The organism is Marichromatium bheemlicum (assembly GCF_012276755.1).
Classification (GTDB): Bacteria; Pseudomonadota; Gammaproteobacteria; order Chromatiales; family Chromatiaceae; genus Marichromatium; species Marichromatium bheemlicum.
The window spans coordinates 1-15,180 of the sequence record NZ_JAAXKX010000028.1 but is presented as its reverse complement, the minus strand read 5'-3'; the positions used below and the strand labels follow the sequence as shown (position 1 = coordinate 15,180).

24 protein-coding genes are annotated in these 15,180 nt (G+C 64.9%); 9 read left to right on the top strand and 15 right to left on the bottom strand.

Features of this window, described 5'->3' with window-relative positions; all coding sequences use genetic code 11:
- Positions 1-7: 7 nt before the first annotated feature.
- Entirely contained in the window at positions 8-1,261 is a 1,254-nt protein-coding gene (gene dsrA, locus HF203_RS14630) for a dissimilatory-type sulfite reductase subunit alpha (protein WP_168670833.1), read from the bottom strand.
- A gap of 372 nt (positions 1,262-1,633) precedes the next feature.
- On the opposite strand from dsrA, the gene HF203_RS14625 reads away from it, so the two are divergent.
- The 5 genes from HF203_RS14625 (at position 1,634) to HF203_RS14605 (ending at position 4,729) form a co-directional block, all read left to right on the top strand.
- Complete coding sequence (locus HF203_RS14625; RefSeq protein ID WP_168670832.1) at positions 1,634-2,527, top strand: TauD/TfdA family dioxygenase; 894 nt, start codon at positions 1,634-1,636, stop codon at positions 2,525-2,527.
- A gap of 157 nt (positions 2,528-2,684) precedes the next feature.
- Positions 2,685-2,876: a sulfur relay protein DsrC gene (locus HF203_RS14620; RefSeq protein ID WP_168670831.1), complete on the top strand. Its 192-nt coding sequence runs from the start codon at positions 2,685-2,687 to the stop codon at positions 2,874-2,876.
- A 17-nt stretch (positions 2,877-2,893) separates the two neighbouring features.
- On the top strand, positions 2,894-3,616 hold the full coding sequence (locus tag HF203_RS14615) for a hypothetical protein (RefSeq protein ID WP_168670830.1): 723 nt from the start codon (positions 2,894-2,896) through the stop codon (positions 3,614-3,616).
- Positions 3,617-3,619: 3 nt separating this feature from the next.
- Positions 3,620-4,303: a type I-MYXAN CRISPR-associated protein Cas6/Cmx6 gene (cas6, locus tag HF203_RS14610; protein ID WP_168670829.1), complete on the top strand. Its 684-nt coding sequence runs from the start codon at positions 3,620-3,622 to the stop codon at positions 4,301-4,303.
- Positions 4,304-4,390: 87 nt separating this feature from the next.
- Positions 4,391-4,729, top strand: coding sequence for a TusE/DsrC/DsvC family sulfur relay protein (locus HF203_RS14605; RefSeq protein ID WP_168670828.1), 339 nt, complete (start codon positions 4,391-4,393; stop codon positions 4,727-4,729).
- A 22-nt stretch (positions 4,730-4,751) separates the two neighbouring features.
- Here HF203_RS14605 and HF203_RS14600 read toward each other — a convergent pair whose 3' ends face one another.
- From HF203_RS14600 to bfr (HF203_RS14535), 14 genes are all read right to left on the bottom strand, one after another.
- Positions 4,752-5,291 (bottom strand): peptidase associated/transthyretin-like domain-containing protein, encoded by a 540-nt coding sequence (locus HF203_RS14600; protein WP_168670827.1) that lies wholly within the window; start codon positions 5,289-5,291, stop codon positions 4,752-4,754.
- Positions 5,278-6,066, bottom strand: coding sequence for a DUF4198 domain-containing protein (locus HF203_RS14595; RefSeq protein ID WP_168670826.1), 789 nt, complete (start codon positions 6,064-6,066; stop codon positions 5,278-5,280). The genes HF203_RS14600 and HF203_RS14595 overlap by 14 nt, the downstream gene beginning before the upstream one ends.
- A 123-nt stretch (positions 6,067-6,189) precedes the next feature.
- On the bottom strand, positions 6,190-7,620 hold the full coding sequence (locus tag HF203_RS14590; protein ID WP_168670825.1) for a BCD family MFS transporter: 1,431 nt from the start codon (positions 7,618-7,620) through the stop codon (positions 6,190-6,192).
- A gap of 477 nt (positions 7,621-8,097) precedes the next feature.
- Complete coding sequence (gene pufA / locus HF203_RS14585; protein ID WP_082806268.1) at positions 8,098-8,253, bottom strand: light-harvesting antenna LH1, alpha subunit; 156 nt, start codon at positions 8,251-8,253, stop codon at positions 8,098-8,100.
- 53 nt (positions 8,254-8,306) lie between these two features.
- Entirely contained in the window at positions 8,307-8,432 is a 126-nt protein-coding gene (gene pufB, locus HF203_RS14580; RefSeq protein ID WP_062277669.1) for a light-harvesting antenna LH1, beta subunit, read from the bottom strand.
- Positions 8,433-8,532: 100 nt separating this feature from the next.
- A complete protein-coding gene (pufA, locus tag HF203_RS14575) occupies positions 8,533-8,748 on the bottom strand; it encodes a light-harvesting antenna LH1, alpha subunit (RefSeq protein ID WP_062277663.1) in 216 nt (71 codons plus the stop codon).
- Between the two features lie 24 nt (positions 8,749-8,772).
- Complete coding sequence (gene pufB / locus HF203_RS14570; RefSeq protein WP_062277660.1) at positions 8,773-8,916, bottom strand: light-harvesting antenna LH1, beta subunit; 144 nt, start codon at positions 8,914-8,916, stop codon at positions 8,773-8,775.
- Positions 8,917-9,513: 597 nt separating this feature from the next.
- Positions 9,514-9,669, bottom strand: coding sequence for a light-harvesting antenna LH1, alpha subunit (gene pufA, locus HF203_RS14565; RefSeq protein ID WP_168670824.1), 156 nt, complete (start codon positions 9,667-9,669; stop codon positions 9,514-9,516).
- Positions 9,670-9,719: 50 nt separating this feature from the next.
- Entirely contained in the window at positions 9,720-9,845 is a 126-nt protein-coding gene (pufB, locus tag HF203_RS14560; RefSeq protein WP_168670823.1) for a light-harvesting antenna LH1, beta subunit, read from the bottom strand.
- 97 nt (positions 9,846-9,942) lie between these two features.
- Positions 9,943-10,158 carry a light-harvesting antenna LH1, alpha subunit gene (gene pufA / locus HF203_RS14555; protein WP_062277663.1) on the bottom strand — a complete coding sequence of 72 codons (216 nt, stop codon included), beginning with the start codon at positions 10,156-10,158 and terminating at the stop codon, positions 9,943-9,945.
- A gap of 24 nt (positions 10,159-10,182) precedes the next feature.
- Entirely contained in the window at positions 10,183-10,326 is a 144-nt protein-coding gene (pufB, locus tag HF203_RS14550) for a light-harvesting antenna LH1, beta subunit (RefSeq protein ID WP_062277660.1), read from the bottom strand.
- A 302-nt stretch (positions 10,327-10,628) separates the two neighbouring features.
- On the bottom strand, positions 10,629-11,036 hold the full coding sequence (locus HF203_RS14545; RefSeq protein ID WP_168670822.1) for a hypothetical protein: 408 nt from the start codon (positions 11,034-11,036) through the stop codon (positions 10,629-10,631).
- A gap of 300 nt (positions 11,037-11,336) precedes the next feature.
- The gene (bfr, locus tag HF203_RS14540; protein ID WP_168670821.1) at positions 11,337-11,828 is read right to left on the bottom strand and encodes a bacterioferritin; all 492 of its coding nucleotides are present in this window, start codon (positions 11,826-11,828) and stop codon (positions 11,337-11,339) included.
- 27 nt (positions 11,829-11,855) lie between these two features.
- A complete protein-coding gene (bfr, locus tag HF203_RS14535; protein ID WP_168670820.1) occupies positions 11,856-12,320 on the bottom strand; it encodes a bacterioferritin in 465 nt (154 codons plus the stop codon).
- A 137-nt stretch (positions 12,321-12,457) separates the two neighbouring features.
- Here bfr (HF203_RS14535) and HF203_RS14530 point away from each other — a divergent pair, with 137 nt between their 5' ends.
- The 4 genes from HF203_RS14530 to HF203_RS14515 are packed head-to-tail and all read left to right on the top strand — an operon-like array spanning position 12,458 to position 15,080.
- Complete coding sequence (locus HF203_RS14530; protein ID WP_168670819.1) at positions 12,458-12,664, top strand: (2Fe-2S)-binding protein; 207 nt, start codon at positions 12,458-12,460, stop codon at positions 12,662-12,664.
- A 16-nt stretch (positions 12,665-12,680) separates the two neighbouring features.
- Positions 12,681-12,860 carry a hypothetical protein gene (locus HF203_RS14525; RefSeq protein ID WP_168670818.1) on the top strand — a complete coding sequence of 60 codons (180 nt, stop codon included), beginning with the start codon at positions 12,681-12,683 and terminating at the stop codon, positions 12,858-12,860.
- A 52-nt stretch (positions 12,861-12,912) separates the two neighbouring features.
- Positions 12,913-14,370: an ATP-binding protein gene (locus HF203_RS14520; protein WP_168670817.1), complete on the top strand. Its 1,458-nt coding sequence runs from the start codon at positions 12,913-12,915 to the stop codon at positions 14,368-14,370.
- Positions 14,367-15,080 carry a response regulator gene (locus HF203_RS14515; RefSeq protein ID WP_168670816.1) on the top strand — a complete coding sequence of 238 codons (714 nt, stop codon included), beginning with the start codon at positions 14,367-14,369 and terminating at the stop codon, positions 15,078-15,080. Before HF203_RS14520 ends, HF203_RS14515 begins: the two co-directional genes overlap by 4 nt.
- Positions 15,081-15,180 lie beyond the last annotated feature (100 nt).

The following is a 15,180-nucleotide window of genomic DNA, read 5'->3' as shown; positions in this document are numbered from 1 at the left end:
TCGCCGCTCAGCCCGCAGCCTCGGCCTGACGCTCGAACCAGGCCTCGGCGGCCTGATCCCAGCCGTCCATGCGCACATAGGAGCTCTGACGCGGATGGTTGAGCATGTTGGGATCGGGCTCGATACCGATGCCCTCGAGGAAGTTGGCCAGACCGATGCGCTCGATCATCTCGCCGCAGCGCTCGTGCTCGAGCCCGTTCTCGGCCCAGAAGTCGATGATGGTCTCGGCCAGCTCGACCAGCGACTCGTAGTCCTCCTCGGTGTCGAGCTTCTTGAAGGGCACGATCACGGTGCCCATCAGGTCACCGATCTTGAGGGTGCGCTTGCCGCCGACGAGGATGGTCACGCCACGATCGTCGCCGGGGTGCAGCGCCTTGGGCATGACGTTGAGACAGTGCATGCAGCGCACGCAGTCACGGTTGTCGACGGCGAGGGTGTCGTCGTCGTTGAGCGAGAGCGCCTGGGTCGGACAGCGAGTGATGACGTTGTCGATGTAGTACTGCCGGCCCTTCTCGGCGACATAGCGACGGACCTCGTCCTGGTCGACCTTCATGTCATCGCGCCAGGTGCCGATCACCGCGAAGTCGGAGCGCTCGATGGCATTCTGACAGTCGTTGGCGCAGCCCGAGATCTTGAACTTGAACTTGTAGGGCAACGCCGGACGGTGCACATCGTCGGTGAAGTTGTTGACCAGCAGCCGGTGTGCCTTGAACTCGTTGGTGCAGGACATCTCGCAGCGCGCCGCGCCGATACAGGACATCGCGGTACGCACGCAGGGACCGGCGCCACCGAGGTCCCAGCCGTAGTCGTTGATCTCGTCGAAGAAGTGCTGGGTGTTCTCGGTGCTCGAGCCGATGAACATGATGTTGCCGGTCTGGCCGTGGAAGGTGATCAGCCCCGAGCCCCACTTCTCCCAGCTGTCGGCGAGTTGACGCAGCATCGCGGTGGTGTAGTGGTTACCCGCCGGTGGTTGCACCCGCAGGGTATGGAACTCCTTGGAGCTGGGGAAGACCTTGCCGACCTCGGAGAAACGCGGAATGATGCCGCCGCCATAGCCGTAGACCGAGACCGTGCCACCCTTCCAATAGCCTTTGCGGGTCTCGTAGGAGTGTTCGAGTTGACCGAGCAGATCATTGGCCATGGCGTTGATACGCGCATCGGCGTGCTGATCGCGCAGCCGTTTGATCCCGGAGACAAAGCTCGGCCAGGGCCCGCTCTCGAGCTGGTCGAGCATCGGGGTGGAGTGCTTATCGATGGACATTGCGCTGTCTCTCCTACGCTGAGAACCAGGAAAGTGGCGTGCGCGCATGATCGAGCAGGGCCCGACGGCCATTTCCGGCGGTGGGTCGATGCATCGCGTCGCGTCTGGGCGAGGATGGGCCCGGTTGCCGAGACCGGCGCCGGACGCTCGGCTCTCGGCAACGCCATCGTCTGGGGATCACTTTAACGGTCTCTCCACGCATCGCCCACTCCACGATCGGGGTGGATCTCAGGCAGCGACCTATCCCTTTTGGGATAGGTCTCGACCGCTCGTCCCGAAGCGCCCATCCCCTCGGCTGTATCCCTCCACCACGGCTGCTAGGCTTCAAGACTCGGAATCAATAATATAAGAACTTACTAATAAAACAGCCTTATGTTCAACCCCTTCTCGCTCACCGATGAGTCGGGCTACCAGCGCTGGCGTCGGGCCCGACTCGCCCGCCCGGCGCCGAGCGCGGCTCGCCTGAGGGTGCGACTGGCGCGATTGGCGACCCCCTCCGAGGCGGAGCTTGAGGCCATCGCCACACGGCTCGCCAGCGATGCGATGGTGCTGATCGAGACCAGCCCCACGCAACTCGACGCCGCCGCGCTGCTCGCCCTCGGACACGCCCTCGGGCTGCGCCGCACCGAGGCCAACCACTTCGCCGACGCTAGGGCGGTGAGCCGGATCACCCCGACCGACGGCCAGGGGGATGGACGCGGCGACTACATTCCTTATACCGAGCGGGCACTGAACTGGCACACAGACGGCTATTACAACGCCCCCGACCGACAGGTGCAGACCTGGATGCTGTTCTGTCTGCATCCGGCACGTGAGGGCGGCGAGAACCACCTGCTCGACCCCGAGATCGCCTATCTGCGGCTACGCGACGCCAACCCCGAGCACATCGCCGCCTTGATGCACCCTGAGGCCTTCGGCATCCCCGCGCATGTGGTCGATGGACAGGTGCTGCGCCCCGAGCACTGTGGTCCGGTATTCTCGGTGCACGGGGGACGACTGCACATGCGCTATTCGGCGCGACGGCGCCATGTGCGTTGGCGTCAGGGCCCGGAGACCGAGGCCGCTCGGGCCGCCCTCGACGAGTTGTTTTCACGCGAGGCCGTCTTCACATTCACCCACAAGTTGAGCGCTGGCCAAGGGCTGATCACCACCAATGTATTGCACGACAGATCCGCCTTCACACCCGCTGCCCCCGGGGAGCCGGCACGCGAATTATTGCGAATTCGTTACATCGACCGAGTCACCACCGATTCGTGGACGTTATAATCGCGCGACCCTGGTTTCGTCGCCGAACGAGACTCGACCACGGCACCGCAAGACCGAGCCAAGCGCGCGCTTCGCGTGCCAGGGACGCACGGCAAGGATGTGCACACCTCGGGCGAAGCCGCACGACATCAAGATAAGGGAAGGGTTGCGCCACGCCATGCTCAAGCTCAGTGACATCCTCGTCGCCAACCAGGACATCGAGTCGTTCGACGAACTCATCCCGCTGGTGCAAGCCGTCGCCCGCACCGGGGAGCGCTTCTTCCGCATCGACGTCCGCCCCCCCTACCCCGACACCCCGGAGGACTGGGAGGATCGTCTCGAGGCCGCCTTCAGCGGGCTCGTCCGTTAGCCGCAGGCCAAGCCTTCATGAAGCATCTCGACCTCTTCGCCGCCCATCTGCTCGACACCGCCGCCGACTCGGTGATCGGCCACAGCGCCGAACAGACGGCACTGCAGGCACACCTGCAGGCGCTGACCGAGCGGCTCACCGAACTCGAACGCAGCAGCGCACCGGACGACGTCCTCGCCGAGGCCCAGCTGCAGATGGCCCGCGCCCTGGTCGGCCTCGGTCGCACCGACGAGGCCTGGGGGCTCGGCCGCACGGTCTTCGATACCTTCATCGAGCACGACCAATTCGAACTCGCCGCCGATGCCTGTGACGTCCTTTTCCAGTGCAACCGACCCGAGTCGCTCAGCGCACTGGGCCAGGGCATCTGGCTGGCGGTCACCTGCCCGATCGACCCCGAACTCACCACCGAGCTGCTCACCCATGTCGTCGAGGAGACCCCGGACGAGGCCGACGGCGCGGCGGTCGCTGCAACCACGGCGCTGTTCCTGGCCGACGTGCGGGCCGCCGGACGCCAGCGCGAGGACCTGATGTTCTTCGCCACCCAGATGCTCAGCACCGTGGCGCGCCGCCACAGTGGCGTTGATGACGCCCAGCAGCTCGACCAATGGATGGAGCGACTCGAACTCAAGGAGCCGGAGAAATTCTTGGTACGACTGCGCAACGTCGTCGACGTCTTGGTGCAGGACGGCTGGTGGTTCGACCGCCAGGCGCTGCAGGACCGCCTGCCCTTCGGACAGTGACCCATGTACTGGCAAGAACCCGAGCAGGAAGACGACTTCAGGGTCCCGGCAGACGTTGTCGAACTGGTCTTCGCGATCGACTGCCGAGCACTCCCGGTCGATCATGCCGACGCCCTGCACCGCGCGCTGATCGCCGCCCAACCCTGGCTCGCCGAGGCGGCCGGACTCGGCATCCATGCCATCCACGGCGCCGGCTCGCAGAACGGCTGGCAACGCCCGCCGCACGGCACCGACTCCTGGCTGCAACTCCCACGTCGCACCAAGCTGCGACTGCGCGTACCCCGACCGCTCGCCGAGGCGCTGCTGACGACCCTCCCCGGCACCCACCTCGAGGTCGCCGGCCAGGCGCTGAACATCGGCCAGGGGCATTCCCGCGCGCTCGACCCCAGCCCCACCCAGTTCGCCCGTCACATCGTCTGCGACGCCGACGAGGACGAGAACACCTTCCTCGACCGCGCGGCTGCGACCCTGGCTCGGGTCGAGGTCCGGATGCGCAAGGCACTGTGCGGCCGCGCCCTCGGGCTCGCCACCGCGCAAGGACCGCTCCACACCCGCAGCCTATTGCTGGCGAACCTGCCGGCGGACGAATCGATCCGGCTCCAGCAACACGGGCTCGGACCGCACCGACACCTCGGCTGCGGGCTGTTCATCGCCCACAAGGGCATCGACCCGGTCCGTCCGGGTTGAACAGACGACCGCGCAGAGACACCAGAGACCTGAACCGGCACATCCGGTGCCGGCCATCATCGAGCCAGCAGTAGGGAGGAGTCCGCAATGGCCATCGAGGTCAACGGGAAGACCATCGCCACCACCGCCAATGGCTATCTGGAGAACGCGGCCGACTGGAACGAGGCCGTCGCCGAGGCGCTCGCCGCCGAGGAGTCGGTCGAGCTGAGCGAACGCCATTGGGACGTGATCCGCTATCTGCGCGAAGAATACTTCGACAACGGCCAGAACCAGCCGATGGAGCGCGCGGTGCTGAAGGCGATGGCACAACGCTGGGGCAGCAAGCCGACGAGCAAGGACCTCTATCAGCTCTTCCCGCTCGCCCCGACCAAGCAGGGCACCCGCATCGCCGGGCTGCCCGAGGTCAGGCGCAAGGGCGGCTATTGAACCCCGGCGCACCGGGTCGGCGTCAGCCGCGCCGCACGCGCCACCACAACGCCAGCCCGGTGAGCCCGAGGATATAACCGAGCCCGCCGAGCAGATCGCGCAGCCGCACGCGCGCCTGCTCGGCGGCCAGCTCCTCGCGCAGCGGAAGCAGCTGACGCGCCACCGCCTGCTCGATCGCGGCGAGCAGCGCCGGGTCGACCACTGGCGTCGATACGGGTGTCTGGGGCGCGGTCTGAGGGGGTTGGGCAGACACGAACTCGGCGGCGCCGATGCGCCACTCGGCGCGATGGCCGTCGGCGGTCTGGGCCACCAGTCGATAGTCGGCCGCACGGGTCACCGTCTGAGCGAAGCGCCCCTCGGCATCACTCACCAGCGACAGCGCCACCTCGTCCCCCGACAGCTCGATCGGCACGCCGACGGCGGGGGTCCCGCCGGAGAAGTAGACCACACCACTGATCCGCATCCCCTCGACGCCGGCGAACAGGTTGAGCCGATGCGCCCAGGCCGGCTGCCAGCACAGCATCAACAGTGCCAGCAGCAGCGCGCGCTCACTCGGGCGCACGCGCCCTCACCCAGATCAGGGCGCCGAGTTCGACCGCCACCGCCTCCCCCTCGGGATTGGTCATCGACTGCTCGCCAGGGAGCAGCGCGGCAAAGCCCCACCACCCGGGGAAGGGCATGACATAGCTAAACACCCCGTCGCCATCGGCCCGCACCACCTGAGTGAGGAAGGCCGGCGCCGGGGCCTGGCGGCTACCGTCGCTGCGCCACTCCACCTCGACCTCGGCGAAGGGCACCGGCTCGCCGTCGCGACGCACCACGCCCTGGAACAGGTTACCGGCCCAGAGCCCGTAGGGGCGGGTCAAGGGCTCGATCTCGACCGGCAAGCCGAGCAGCCGGTGCCAGCCGTCTTGGGCGTCGAAGGCATCGACCACCACCTTGGTGTAATGGACGATCATCACCCCCTCGGCCGGTTCCCAATAAGGAGCAGGCTCGACCATGAAGAGATGATCGCCCGGCCCCTTCACCCGATAGTCGGCGCGATAACCACGCACCCCATCGGGGTGCTCGACCACCTCGAGCCGAGCGCCGAGATCTTCACGCCCCTGCGGACCGAGCACCTCGAAACGCACCGGTGGCGCCATGTCCATCCGCGGCCCGCCGGCCATCGGGTGGGTGAACTCGAGTTCGAGCGAGAGTTCGGGGCCGGTCGCGGCATCGAGGATCTCGTGCGAGGGGATCAGGGTCTGGAAATGGGCCTCGGCCACCAGCCAGGGACAGAGCAACAGCGAGGCGCCGAGCAGACGTGCCGGGGTCTTGAACATGCATCCATTCATGTGTGATCTCCGGTTCTCGGACAAGGGTGGGCGCAACCGTGCGGCGTCACCCTTTCAGAAAACGCGATGCGAGGCGTCGAGGCGGACGACCGCGAGGGCAGCGACCGTCCACCCCGCACCCGGTCAGGGCATGTGCTCGAAACCGATCTTGCCATCGGCGGCCCGCTTGGCGTCAGCGGGCTTGAGCAGCAGTGGCACCAGCACGATCAGGGTCACCACCAGGAGGACGATCTCCAACGCATAGACCATGTCGTAGCCCACCGCCGGCCCCATCAGCTCGGCACCGAACAGACCGTGCGCGGCCATCGAGGCGAAGATGTCCTGCAGGGTGCCACCGAGCGCCACGGCGATCCCCGTCGCCGTGGCCTGCACCGCGCCCCAGGCCCCCAGTGCCAGACCACTGTGCCCGCCCTCGGACATCGCCATCGCCGCCACCAGGGTCCCGATCAGGAACAGCCCCGAGCCGAAGCCGATCATCCCGGCGCCGGTCCGATAGAGCCAGGGCAGATCGAGCGCCGAGGAGGCGATCACCGCGGCAAAGGCAAATACCCCAAACAAGGCCCCGATGGTGGCAATCCGATAGGGCACGGTACCTCGGCCGAGCAGCCGCGCCGCCAGCCCGAAGGCCAGCAGGGTCCCAGCAGAGAGGATCGCGGTCAGCATGGTGGTCTGCGACACACTCAGGTCCAGCACCTTACCGCCATAGGGCTCGAGCAGGATGTCCTGCATGGTGAAGGCGGCGGTACCGAGACCGACGGCCACCAGCAGACGACTGGCACGACCACCGGCGATGAAGCGCTTCCACGATTCGGCGAAGGGCGGGCGCTCGACCTTGGCCGCAGCACGCTCCGGATCGACCGCCTCCTGCTTCCACAGCGCGATCACGTTGAGCAACAGGGTTGCAACCGCCGCCCCCTGGATCAGCTGGATCAGCAACTGCTGCGAGAAGTTGGTCAGCAACTGACCGAACAGCAGCGCGCTACCGCCCATCCCCAGCAGCAGGGTCACATAGAGTAGCGCCACCACGCGCGGGCGCTTGTCCTCGGGCGCGAGGTCGGTGGCCAGCGCGAGCCCGGCGGTCTGCACCGTATGCAGGCCCGCTCCCACCAGTAGGAAGGCCAGGGCACCACCGATCTGCCCCATGATATTGAGACTGTTCTCGGTGTCGGCGAGCAGCAGCAGTGCGAACGGCATGATCGCAAAACCACCGAACTGCAGCATGGTCCCCATCCACATATAGGGGATACGGCGTAGCCCGAAGGCGGAGTGATGATAGTCCGAGCGGTATCCGATCAGCGCGCGCAACGGTGCGAACACCAGCGGGAGGGCCACCATGGTCGCCACCAACCAGGTCGAGACGCCGAGTTCGACGACCATCACCCGATTGAGGGTACCGGTGAGCAAGACCATCGCCATCCCCACCGACACCTGGAACAACGACAGGCGCAGCAGACGGCGCAGCGGAAGATCCGCCGTCGCCACGTCGGCGAAGGGCAGGATCTTGGGCAGCAACTCGCGGAATGCGGCTGCCAAGGGATCATCAGGGCGACTCATGCCAGAATCAGCTCCAAATAGGGGTTGATACAGAGAAACACGCGGCGCGGCGCAGAGGCAGCCTCGGCCCTCCCTGGCCACCGCGCAATGACGGGACCCGGACGCGAGACGTGGCATCGCGACGCTGGGGTCGACGCGGTGCAGGGGATGGTACGCTCCTGACCCGCACGAAGGAAGCCACGGCGCGGAGACGACGACAGCCACCGCGCCCGATCACACCAGATCGATGGCGACACATCGGCACGGTTAACGGCAGGACATAAGCCCCGATCACACCCTCTCGACGAGGCGCGATGGAGACGAGACTGGATCAGCGGGAGGACACCGGTGGCGAGCGGAGGGAGAGGATTCACGCCAGGGTGGAGGACGGCATCACTGTGACAGGGCGAACCCTGCAATCACAAGCACGCCCGGACATGCAAGTATGTCCGGGCGCTATGGCAACCGCACGAGGCGGTCACCACCGGGAACTGGTACTTACCAGCCCAGGCCGATCGAGAACACGACCGCGTGCACGGCCAGTGCGACGACCAGCACGGAGAACAGGATCGGCATCAGCCAGGTGGCAGGATTGACGACCATCCAGATCTTCCAATCGTCTTCCGGATTCTTCGGCTTTGCGATGTCGCTCATTGTTTTGACCTCGTTGGACTCAGGTTAAAGTGCGTTGAACCGGGGTGGTTCAATTACCACCAGGGGTTCGCAGCGATGACGAACAGGTGCGCAAGTGCCGCCAGACCGACGAATGCGGTGTAGGTCACCTTGAACTGCTCGTGGAACTCTTTTGCCTGCTGCTCAGTCAATCCAGACATTGGAATACCCTCTATTTGAAAGGGGTTATAAACATTGTCGCGACGGATGTCGTGCGACAAACCAAATGGACGCGATCGAGAGGATCGCGACGCCATGAAATCACTCGGCCGGAGCAGCCTCTTCAGCCGCGACCGCCTCGACGGCCTCAGGAGCCGGAGCGGACCAGCCCTGATCGGGGAGCGAGAAGGCGTAGACGTGAACAGCCAGTGCCACCACCAGGACGGCAACCAGCGTCGGGATCAGCCAGGTAGCCGGATTCACCACCAGCCAAAAACGGTAGTCCTGCTCCAGCGGCTTGTAGCCCATGATCTGCATATTCTTATCCTCGACGACGACCGATTACCACCAGGGGTTGGCAGCGATGACGAACAGGTGCGCCAGCGCGGCCAGACCGACGAATGCGGTGTAGGTCACTTTAAACTGCTCGTGGAATTCCTTCGCCTGCTGCTCGGTCAGACCCGACAGACTCTTCTGATCAGCCATATTGGCCTCCTTTAGAAATCTCGATGCGCCGTCTCGCGGCGTGAACCCTTCGCAACCAACTGATCGAAACCAGTGGTTCGTGTGCTGCGCAGGACTCCGAAAATCTTGGGGGCCAGCGCAGATCCTGGGTGTCATCTTAGCTTTACATGAGGGAATGTCAAGCCTAATAGACAATAGATCCACACAGGCACCTGCGCCCTATCTCGACACCACCGAGATCCCCCTTGATAAGCCACAAAAAAACATCAATCGTCGCCTAAAAACAGCAAACGAGAACACCGAAATCCCTCGCGCCAGGTCGCTCTCCCCACCCCAATTTTGGCGACCCACGAAACACGCGCACGATCGCTTATCGATGGGGACATCGACAGAAGGATTCGGATTCGGGTAGAGGAGGTCGGGCGAGAGTGAAGAGGCGGGGGAGATTCTACGTCCGAGCCAAGGCTCCGCGTGGCTCGGACTCCAGTATCGACGGTGACCTTGCGTCACCGCGACGGCAGACGAGGCGAACCTCGTCTGCCGTGATGCTTGACCGCGTCGAGCGCAGTCAGCAGACAGCGACCCGCGACGAACGCGACGGTCGCCGTCGGCAGGCTGTTACCAGCCCAGGCCGATCGAGAACACGACCGCGTGCACGGCCAGTGCGACGACCAGCACGGCGAACAGGATCGGCATCAGCCAGGTGGCAGGATTGACGACCATCCAGATCTTCCAATCGTCTTCCGGGTTCTTCGGCTTTGCGATGTCGCTCATTGTTTTGACCTCGTTGAATTAGGTTTGGAGTGCGTTGAACCGGGGTTCGATTAGAACCAGGGGTTCGCAGCGATGATGAACAGGTGAACGACGGCAGCCAGGCCGACGAATGCGGTGTAGGACACCTTGAACTGCTCGTGGAACTCTTTGGCCTGCTGTTCAGTCAGTCCAGTCATGGTATTACCCTCTAAATGCAGGGGTTATAAACAGTGTCGCAGCCAGTGTGCGCGACAACCAGACGGACGCGATCGAGAGGATCGCGACGCCATGAAATCACTCGGCCGGAGCAGCCTCTTCAGCCGCGACCGCCTCGACGGCCTCAGGAGCCGGAGCGGACCAGCCCTGATCGGGGAGCGAGAAGGCGTAGACGTGAACAGCCAGTGCCACCACCAGGACGGCAACCAGCGTCGGGATCAGCCAGGTAGCCGGATTCACCACCAGCCAAAAGCGGTAGTCCTGCTCCAGCGGCTTGTAGCCCATGATCTGCATGTTCTTATCCTCGACGACGACCGATTACCACCAGGGGTTGGCAGCGATGACGAACAGGTGCGCCAGCGCAGCCAGACCGACGAATGCGGTGTAGGTCACCTTGAACTGCTCGTGGAATTCCTTCGCCTGCTGCTCGGTCAGACCCGACAGACTCTTCTGATCAGCCATTATTAGCCTCCTTTTAGAAACCAAACGGATACCGCACTTGGCACCCGCAACCGTTAAGAACGGACGAGAAAGACCTCGACAATGCACCGCGCACGGTGCTCAGCCAGACAAGCCCTTCGTCCTGGACTTTAGGACCCAGCGTGGATCCTGTGTGTCATCTTAGCTTGACATGACCGGATGTCAAGAAGGTTTTACATGACCAGGACAACCCCCGCACCACCCAAAAAACCTTTTCAAAAACAACACACTGCCAAAAAAACCTTGACGCAGACTCGGTCTCCGCACCACGCCGGGAAACGACTTTATCCAAGTAAATCCTTGATGTAGCCGATCCCGAAGGCCGCAACGGTAATGACCGCGACGGCGATCACCGCAACCTTGCCCATGTAGACCAGCATCGAGATCGCCGGACGCAGCGCCGAGCTGTAGTCCTGCTCCACGGCCGGCTGTCCATCCTCGGCCTGCGGCGCGGGGGCATTGCTACGCGGTTCGGCGACCGCCTCGACCTGATAGGGTGCGATTGTGGTGACGCGGAAGAAGCGCAACTCGGCCTCTTCGCTCGACTTATCGATGACAACGAACTCACCGTCCGCACCGAGACGTTCGACGGCAGCGAACTCGGTCGCAAACGCCTCGAAACTCTCCGCCTCCCCCTCGTGCTCCCAGGACGGGGAGCGTAGGGGCCAGGTTCTCTTTGCCGCATACTTCACGCGCGTTTCCTCTCGACAAGATGGATTGACAACGGCGCCCCCGCACCCTGGGATCGAGGACCCCATCCATGGGCACGGGGCCGGGCGCATCCACTCCCCCATCAGGCGCGAGCGGACACGCATCGCAGGGCAAGACCGCCTGACGGCGGCCGGCGTCGATCCGGACCGACCAATTGCCCACAAGATTCGAGGGATTGTATTGACGTGCCCCGTGCTTGTCATTGCTCGGCGTGCGCCGGGAGACACGGTGAAGAGGAGCGGGACATGCCTTGACACATGCCCCGGCCGCGACGATGCGGCTCAGTCAGCGGGCGCGGCGACGGCGTGGAGTTGGGTCTGGAGATAGTTGGCTAGCCCCAAGGCGTCGATCAACCCGAGCTGTTGCTCGAGCCAATAGGCATGGTCTTCCTCGGTGTCGGCGAGGATCGAGAGCAGGATCTGGCGCGTTTGATAATCGCGCTCCTGCTCACAGCAGGCGATCGCCTCCTTGAGCGCGGCGACCACCGCATACTCGAGCTGCAGATCGTTGGCGAGCATCTCGGGCACATCCCGCCCCACCCGCAACCCGTCACGTTGACGCATGTCCGGAATGGCATCGAGAAACAGCATCCGCTGGATCAGCAGCGCCGCGTGGCCGCGCTCGTCCTCGCTCTCGTGGAGGATGCGCGCCTGTAGTCGCGCATAGCCCCAGTCCTCGTACATGTGGCCGTGGATAAAGTATTGATCGATCGCCGCCAGCTCATTGGCGAGCAGACGCTGCAGGTGCTCGATCACCTTGGGATTGCCTTGCATCGGGAATACCTCGCCTGGATCCGTGGTTCAGACCTGGGTCTCGAGATAACGCTCGAGTCCGAGTTGGTCGATCAGCCCGAGTTGGGTCTCGAGCCAGTCGATCTGCGCCTCGACCTCGCCGTTGAGGGCCTCGCACAGGGCCCGACTGACATAGTCGCCATGCTGCTCGGCCGCAGCCGCGCCATCGCCGAGCACCGCTCGATACCGCTGCCCCAGCTCCAGCTCCGCGGCAAGCACCTCGGGCACGTCCTCACCGACATGCAACTTGCCGAGGTCCTGCAGATTGGGCAGCCCTTCGAGAAACAACACCCGTTCGATCACCCGGTCGGCCTGACGCATCACCAGTATCGAGGTGTCGTAGAGCCGACGCTCGAGCCCCGACACGCCCCAGTGACCGAGCATGCGTGCGTGCAAAAAGGATTGGTTGATGGCGGTCAACGCCTGCTTGAGCACCATGTTGAGGTGGCGATTCATCGCCGGATCGATCTTCATTCTGAATCCTCTCCATCACGAGAGACCTGGCCATCCCAGCACCGGTCGGCACCGGTTGAGCCAGGGGCTTGAAGAAATTGCGAATAATTCCTATTTTAGTCCTGCGACATACCACCGACCACGGACCCCACGCCACCATGTACGTCTGCGTCTGCAATGCCGTCACCGACCGGCAGATCCGCGAGGCCGCCGCGCGCGGCGTCTCCTCGCTGGCCCAGCTGCGCCAGACCCTGGCGGTTCCCGGCCCCTGTGGCCGTTGCGCACGCTGCGCGCATCAACTGCTCCGCTCCACCAGAAACACCGACAGCGCCACGGCACTCACGCCGCACTGTCCATGCGACTGACCCTGAGGGAAGAGGTATGACCGACCACCGGCAATTCCAGCCTCGGGCCCGCGCCCCACTGCTGCGCCTGGTGCGCGCGCTGGTCCAGTCCCGTCCCCGCAGCCGGACCCAGCAGCGCCGCTGGCTGCTGCGCCGACATCTCAGCGAGCAGCGCCCACCACACCCGACACCCTCCGGCCAGCCACCGCTCGGCTGAGACCTGAGGCCGCGTCCATATTTCTTGCACCCTGGGGCGCGATCATCGCCCCATGACACACTCGATCCGCGCCAAGCTCTTCCTCACCCTGCTGCTCGCCTGCGTACTGGTCCTGATCGGCACCCAGGCCTTCATGCATTGGTCGCTCGAACGTGGCTTGGTCGAACTGGTCGATGCCCGTGAGCAAGCGCGCCTCGAACAGATCGCCACACGACTGATCGAGAGCTATCAGGAACGCGGCTCCTGGCAGGTGCTACGCGACGATCCGTGGCGCTGGATCAGCGCCATCAGCGGACGCAGCACACCACACTCCCCTCACCGCAGGCCCCTGCGGGGCGAGCTCGAGAGCGGACAATGGCCACCGCCGCACGCGCTCGAGCGCGTGCGCCATCACGACCGCCCCACCCCCTTGGAACTCCGCCTGATGTTGCTCGATGGCAATGGCGACATCGTCTATGGTCGCCCCGAACTGCTCGAGACGGCCCGCCGCATGCCTCTACGCCTCAATGGCACCACCATCGGGCACCTCGCAGTCCTCCCCGGACGCCCGGTCGCAGAGCTCGCAGAGCTGCGCTTCCGGGCCCGTCAAGGCGACCGATTGTGGCTGATCGCCCTGGCCATGCTCGCCCTCTCCGCCGCACTGGCCTATCCGCTCTCACGACGCCTGGTACGCCCGGTGCGCGCGCTCCAGGAGACGGCGCGGCGCCTGGCCGCAGGTGATTTCAGCGCGCGCGCGCAGCCGCGCGGCAGCGACGAGATCGCCCGACTCGGGCGCGACATCAATGCCCTGGCCGCAGCCCTCGAGCGTAACGAACAGGCACGGCGGCAGTGGGTGGCCGACATCTCGCACGAGCTGCGCACTCCGATCGCACTGCTACGCGCCCAACTCGAGGCGATCCAGGACGGTGTCAGACCATTCGACACCGACACCCTCGATCAACTCCATGCCGACGCCTTACGGCTCGGCCGACTGGTCGATGACCTCTACGAACTCACCACCACCGATCTCGGCGCACTCGGCTACCGTTTCGAGGAGACCGATCCGATCGACCTACTGCGTACCGACTGCGACGCCTTCAGGGCGCGTTACCAGAGCGCCGGACTCGACCTCGGACTCGTTGTCAGCCCCCCCGGTCAGATCACCCTGGTGGCCGATGCCCAACGCCTCTCCCAGCTCTTTCGCAACCTCCTCGCCAACAGCCTGCAGTACACTGATCGCGGCGGTCGGCTGGAGATCCGGGCGACCCGCACCCCGACCGGGCTGACCATCGACCTCCAGGACACCGCCCCCGGCGTGCCAGAGGCGCAGTGCTCACGCCTGTTCGAACGACTCTATCGGGTCGACGACTCGCGCAACCGCCACACCGGCGGCGCCGGGCTGGGGCTGGCGATCGCCGACAACGTGGTGCACGCCCACGGCGGCACCATCAGCGCCCGCCCCTCACCACTCGGCGGACTGTGGATCCACATCGAGCTGCCCTCCGACCCCAGACAACAGCACGACCGATGAATGACACCCCCCACGCCCCACTGATCCTGATCGTCGAGGACGAGCAGCGGCTCGCCGGATTGGTCACCGACTACCTACACGCCAGCGGGTACCGCAGCGCCCATCTCGCCGAGGGCACCACGGTGCTCGACTGGATCCGTGATCACTGTCCTGCCCTGGTGCTGCTCGATCTGATGCTGCCCGGACGCGACGGGCTGAGCCTGTGCCGCGAGATCCGCGCCGAGAGCCAGGTACCGATTATCATCACCACCGCCCGCGTCGAGGAGATCGACCGCCTGCTCGGGCTCGAACTCGGCGCCGACGACTATGTCTGCAAGCCCTACAGCCCCCGCGAGCTGGTCGCCCGGGTCAAGGCCGTCCTCAGGCGCCAGCGCAGCGACACCACGCTCAGCCAACCGCAGCCCAGCGGCGCACTCACCCTCGACCCGACACGACTCCGGGTACGCAGCGACACCACTGAGATCGAACTCACCGCCGTCGAGTTCGCACTGCTCGAGACCCTGTATCGCACCCCCGGGCGGATCTATTCCCGTGAACAGCTGATGGAACACATCTATCGCGATCGCCGCGTGGTCTCCGATCGCACCATCGACAGCCACGTCAAGAAGCTCCGGCGCAAGCTCGCCGAACTCCACCCCGAGCGCGAGCTCATCCACGCCGTCTATGGCGTCGGCTACCGCTACGAGGAACAAACCGGCGCGTCGGCCTGACGAACAGCCGCCAGCCAGGTTGAACCGCAAAGACACAAAGGACGCCAAGGGATTCGGTGTTGCTCGGTACTCACTTCTCCCCGTTGCGGGTTTTCTCAGT

Coding starts and splice junctions, on each gene's coding strand:
- dsrA (WP_168670833.1), bottom strand. CDS start 1,261: ATGTCCATCGATAAGCACTCCACCCCGATGCTCGACCAGCTCGAGAGC.
- HF203_RS14625 (WP_168670832.1), top strand. CDS start 1,634: ATGTTCAACCCCTTCTCGCTCACCGATGAGTCGGGCTACCAGCGCTGG.
- HF203_RS14620 (WP_168670831.1), top strand. CDS start 2,685: ATGCTCAAGCTCAGTGACATCCTCGTCGCCAACCAGGACATCGAGTCG.
- HF203_RS14615 (WP_168670830.1), top strand. CDS start 2,894: ATGAAGCATCTCGACCTCTTCGCCGCCCATCTGCTCGACACCGCCGCC.
- cas6 (WP_168670829.1), top strand. CDS start 3,620: ATGTACTGGCAAGAACCCGAGCAGGAAGACGACTTCAGGGTCCCGGCA.
- HF203_RS14605 (WP_168670828.1), top strand. CDS start 4,391: ATGGCCATCGAGGTCAACGGGAAGACCATCGCCACCACCGCCAATGGC.
- HF203_RS14595 (WP_168670826.1), bottom strand. CDS start 6,066: ATGAATGGATGCATGTTCAAGACCCCGGCACGTCTGCTCGGCGCCTCG.
- HF203_RS14590 (WP_168670825.1), bottom strand. CDS start 7,620: ATGAGTCGCCCTGATGATCCCTTGGCAGCCGCATTCCGCGAGTTGCTG.
- pufA (WP_082806268.1), bottom strand. CDS start 8,253: ATGAGCGACATCGCAAAGCCGAAGAATCCGGAAGACGATTGGAAGATC.
- pufB (WP_062277669.1), bottom strand. CDS start 8,432: ATGTCTGGATTGACTGAGCAGCAGGCAAAAGAGTTCCACGAGCAGTTC.
- pufA (WP_062277663.1), bottom strand. CDS start 8,748: ATGCAGATCATGGGCTACAAGCCGCTGGAGCAGGACTACCGTTTTTGG.
- pufB (WP_062277660.1), bottom strand. CDS start 8,916: ATGGCTGATCAGAAGAGTCTGTCGGGTCTGACCGAGCAGCAGGCGAAG.
- pufA (WP_168670824.1), bottom strand. CDS start 9,669: ATGAGCGACATCGCAAAGCCGAAGAACCCGGAAGACGATTGGAAGATC.
- pufB (WP_168670823.1), bottom strand. CDS start 9,845: ATGACTGGACTGACTGAACAGCAGGCCAAAGAGTTCCACGAGCAGTTC.
- pufA (WP_062277663.1), bottom strand. CDS start 10,158: ATGCAGATCATGGGCTACAAGCCGCTGGAGCAGGACTACCGCTTTTGG.
- pufB (WP_062277660.1), bottom strand. CDS start 10,326: ATGGCTGATCAGAAGAGTCTGTCGGGTCTGACCGAGCAGCAGGCGAAG.
- bfr (WP_168670821.1), bottom strand. CDS start 11,828: ATGCAAGGCAATCCCAAGGTGATCGAGCACCTGCAGCGTCTGCTCGCC.
- bfr (WP_168670820.1), bottom strand. CDS start 12,320: ATGAAGATCGATCCGGCGATGAATCGCCACCTCAACATGGTGCTCAAG.
- HF203_RS14530 (WP_168670819.1), top strand. CDS start 12,458: ATGTACGTCTGCGTCTGCAATGCCGTCACCGACCGGCAGATCCGCGAG.
- HF203_RS14525 (WP_168670818.1), top strand. CDS start 12,681: ATGACCGACCACCGGCAATTCCAGCCTCGGGCCCGCGCCCCACTGCTG.
- HF203_RS14520 (WP_168670817.1), top strand. CDS start 12,913: ATGACACACTCGATCCGCGCCAAGCTCTTCCTCACCCTGCTGCTCGCC.
- HF203_RS14515 (WP_168670816.1), top strand. CDS start 14,367: ATGAATGACACCCCCCACGCCCCACTGATCCTGATCGTCGAGGACGAG.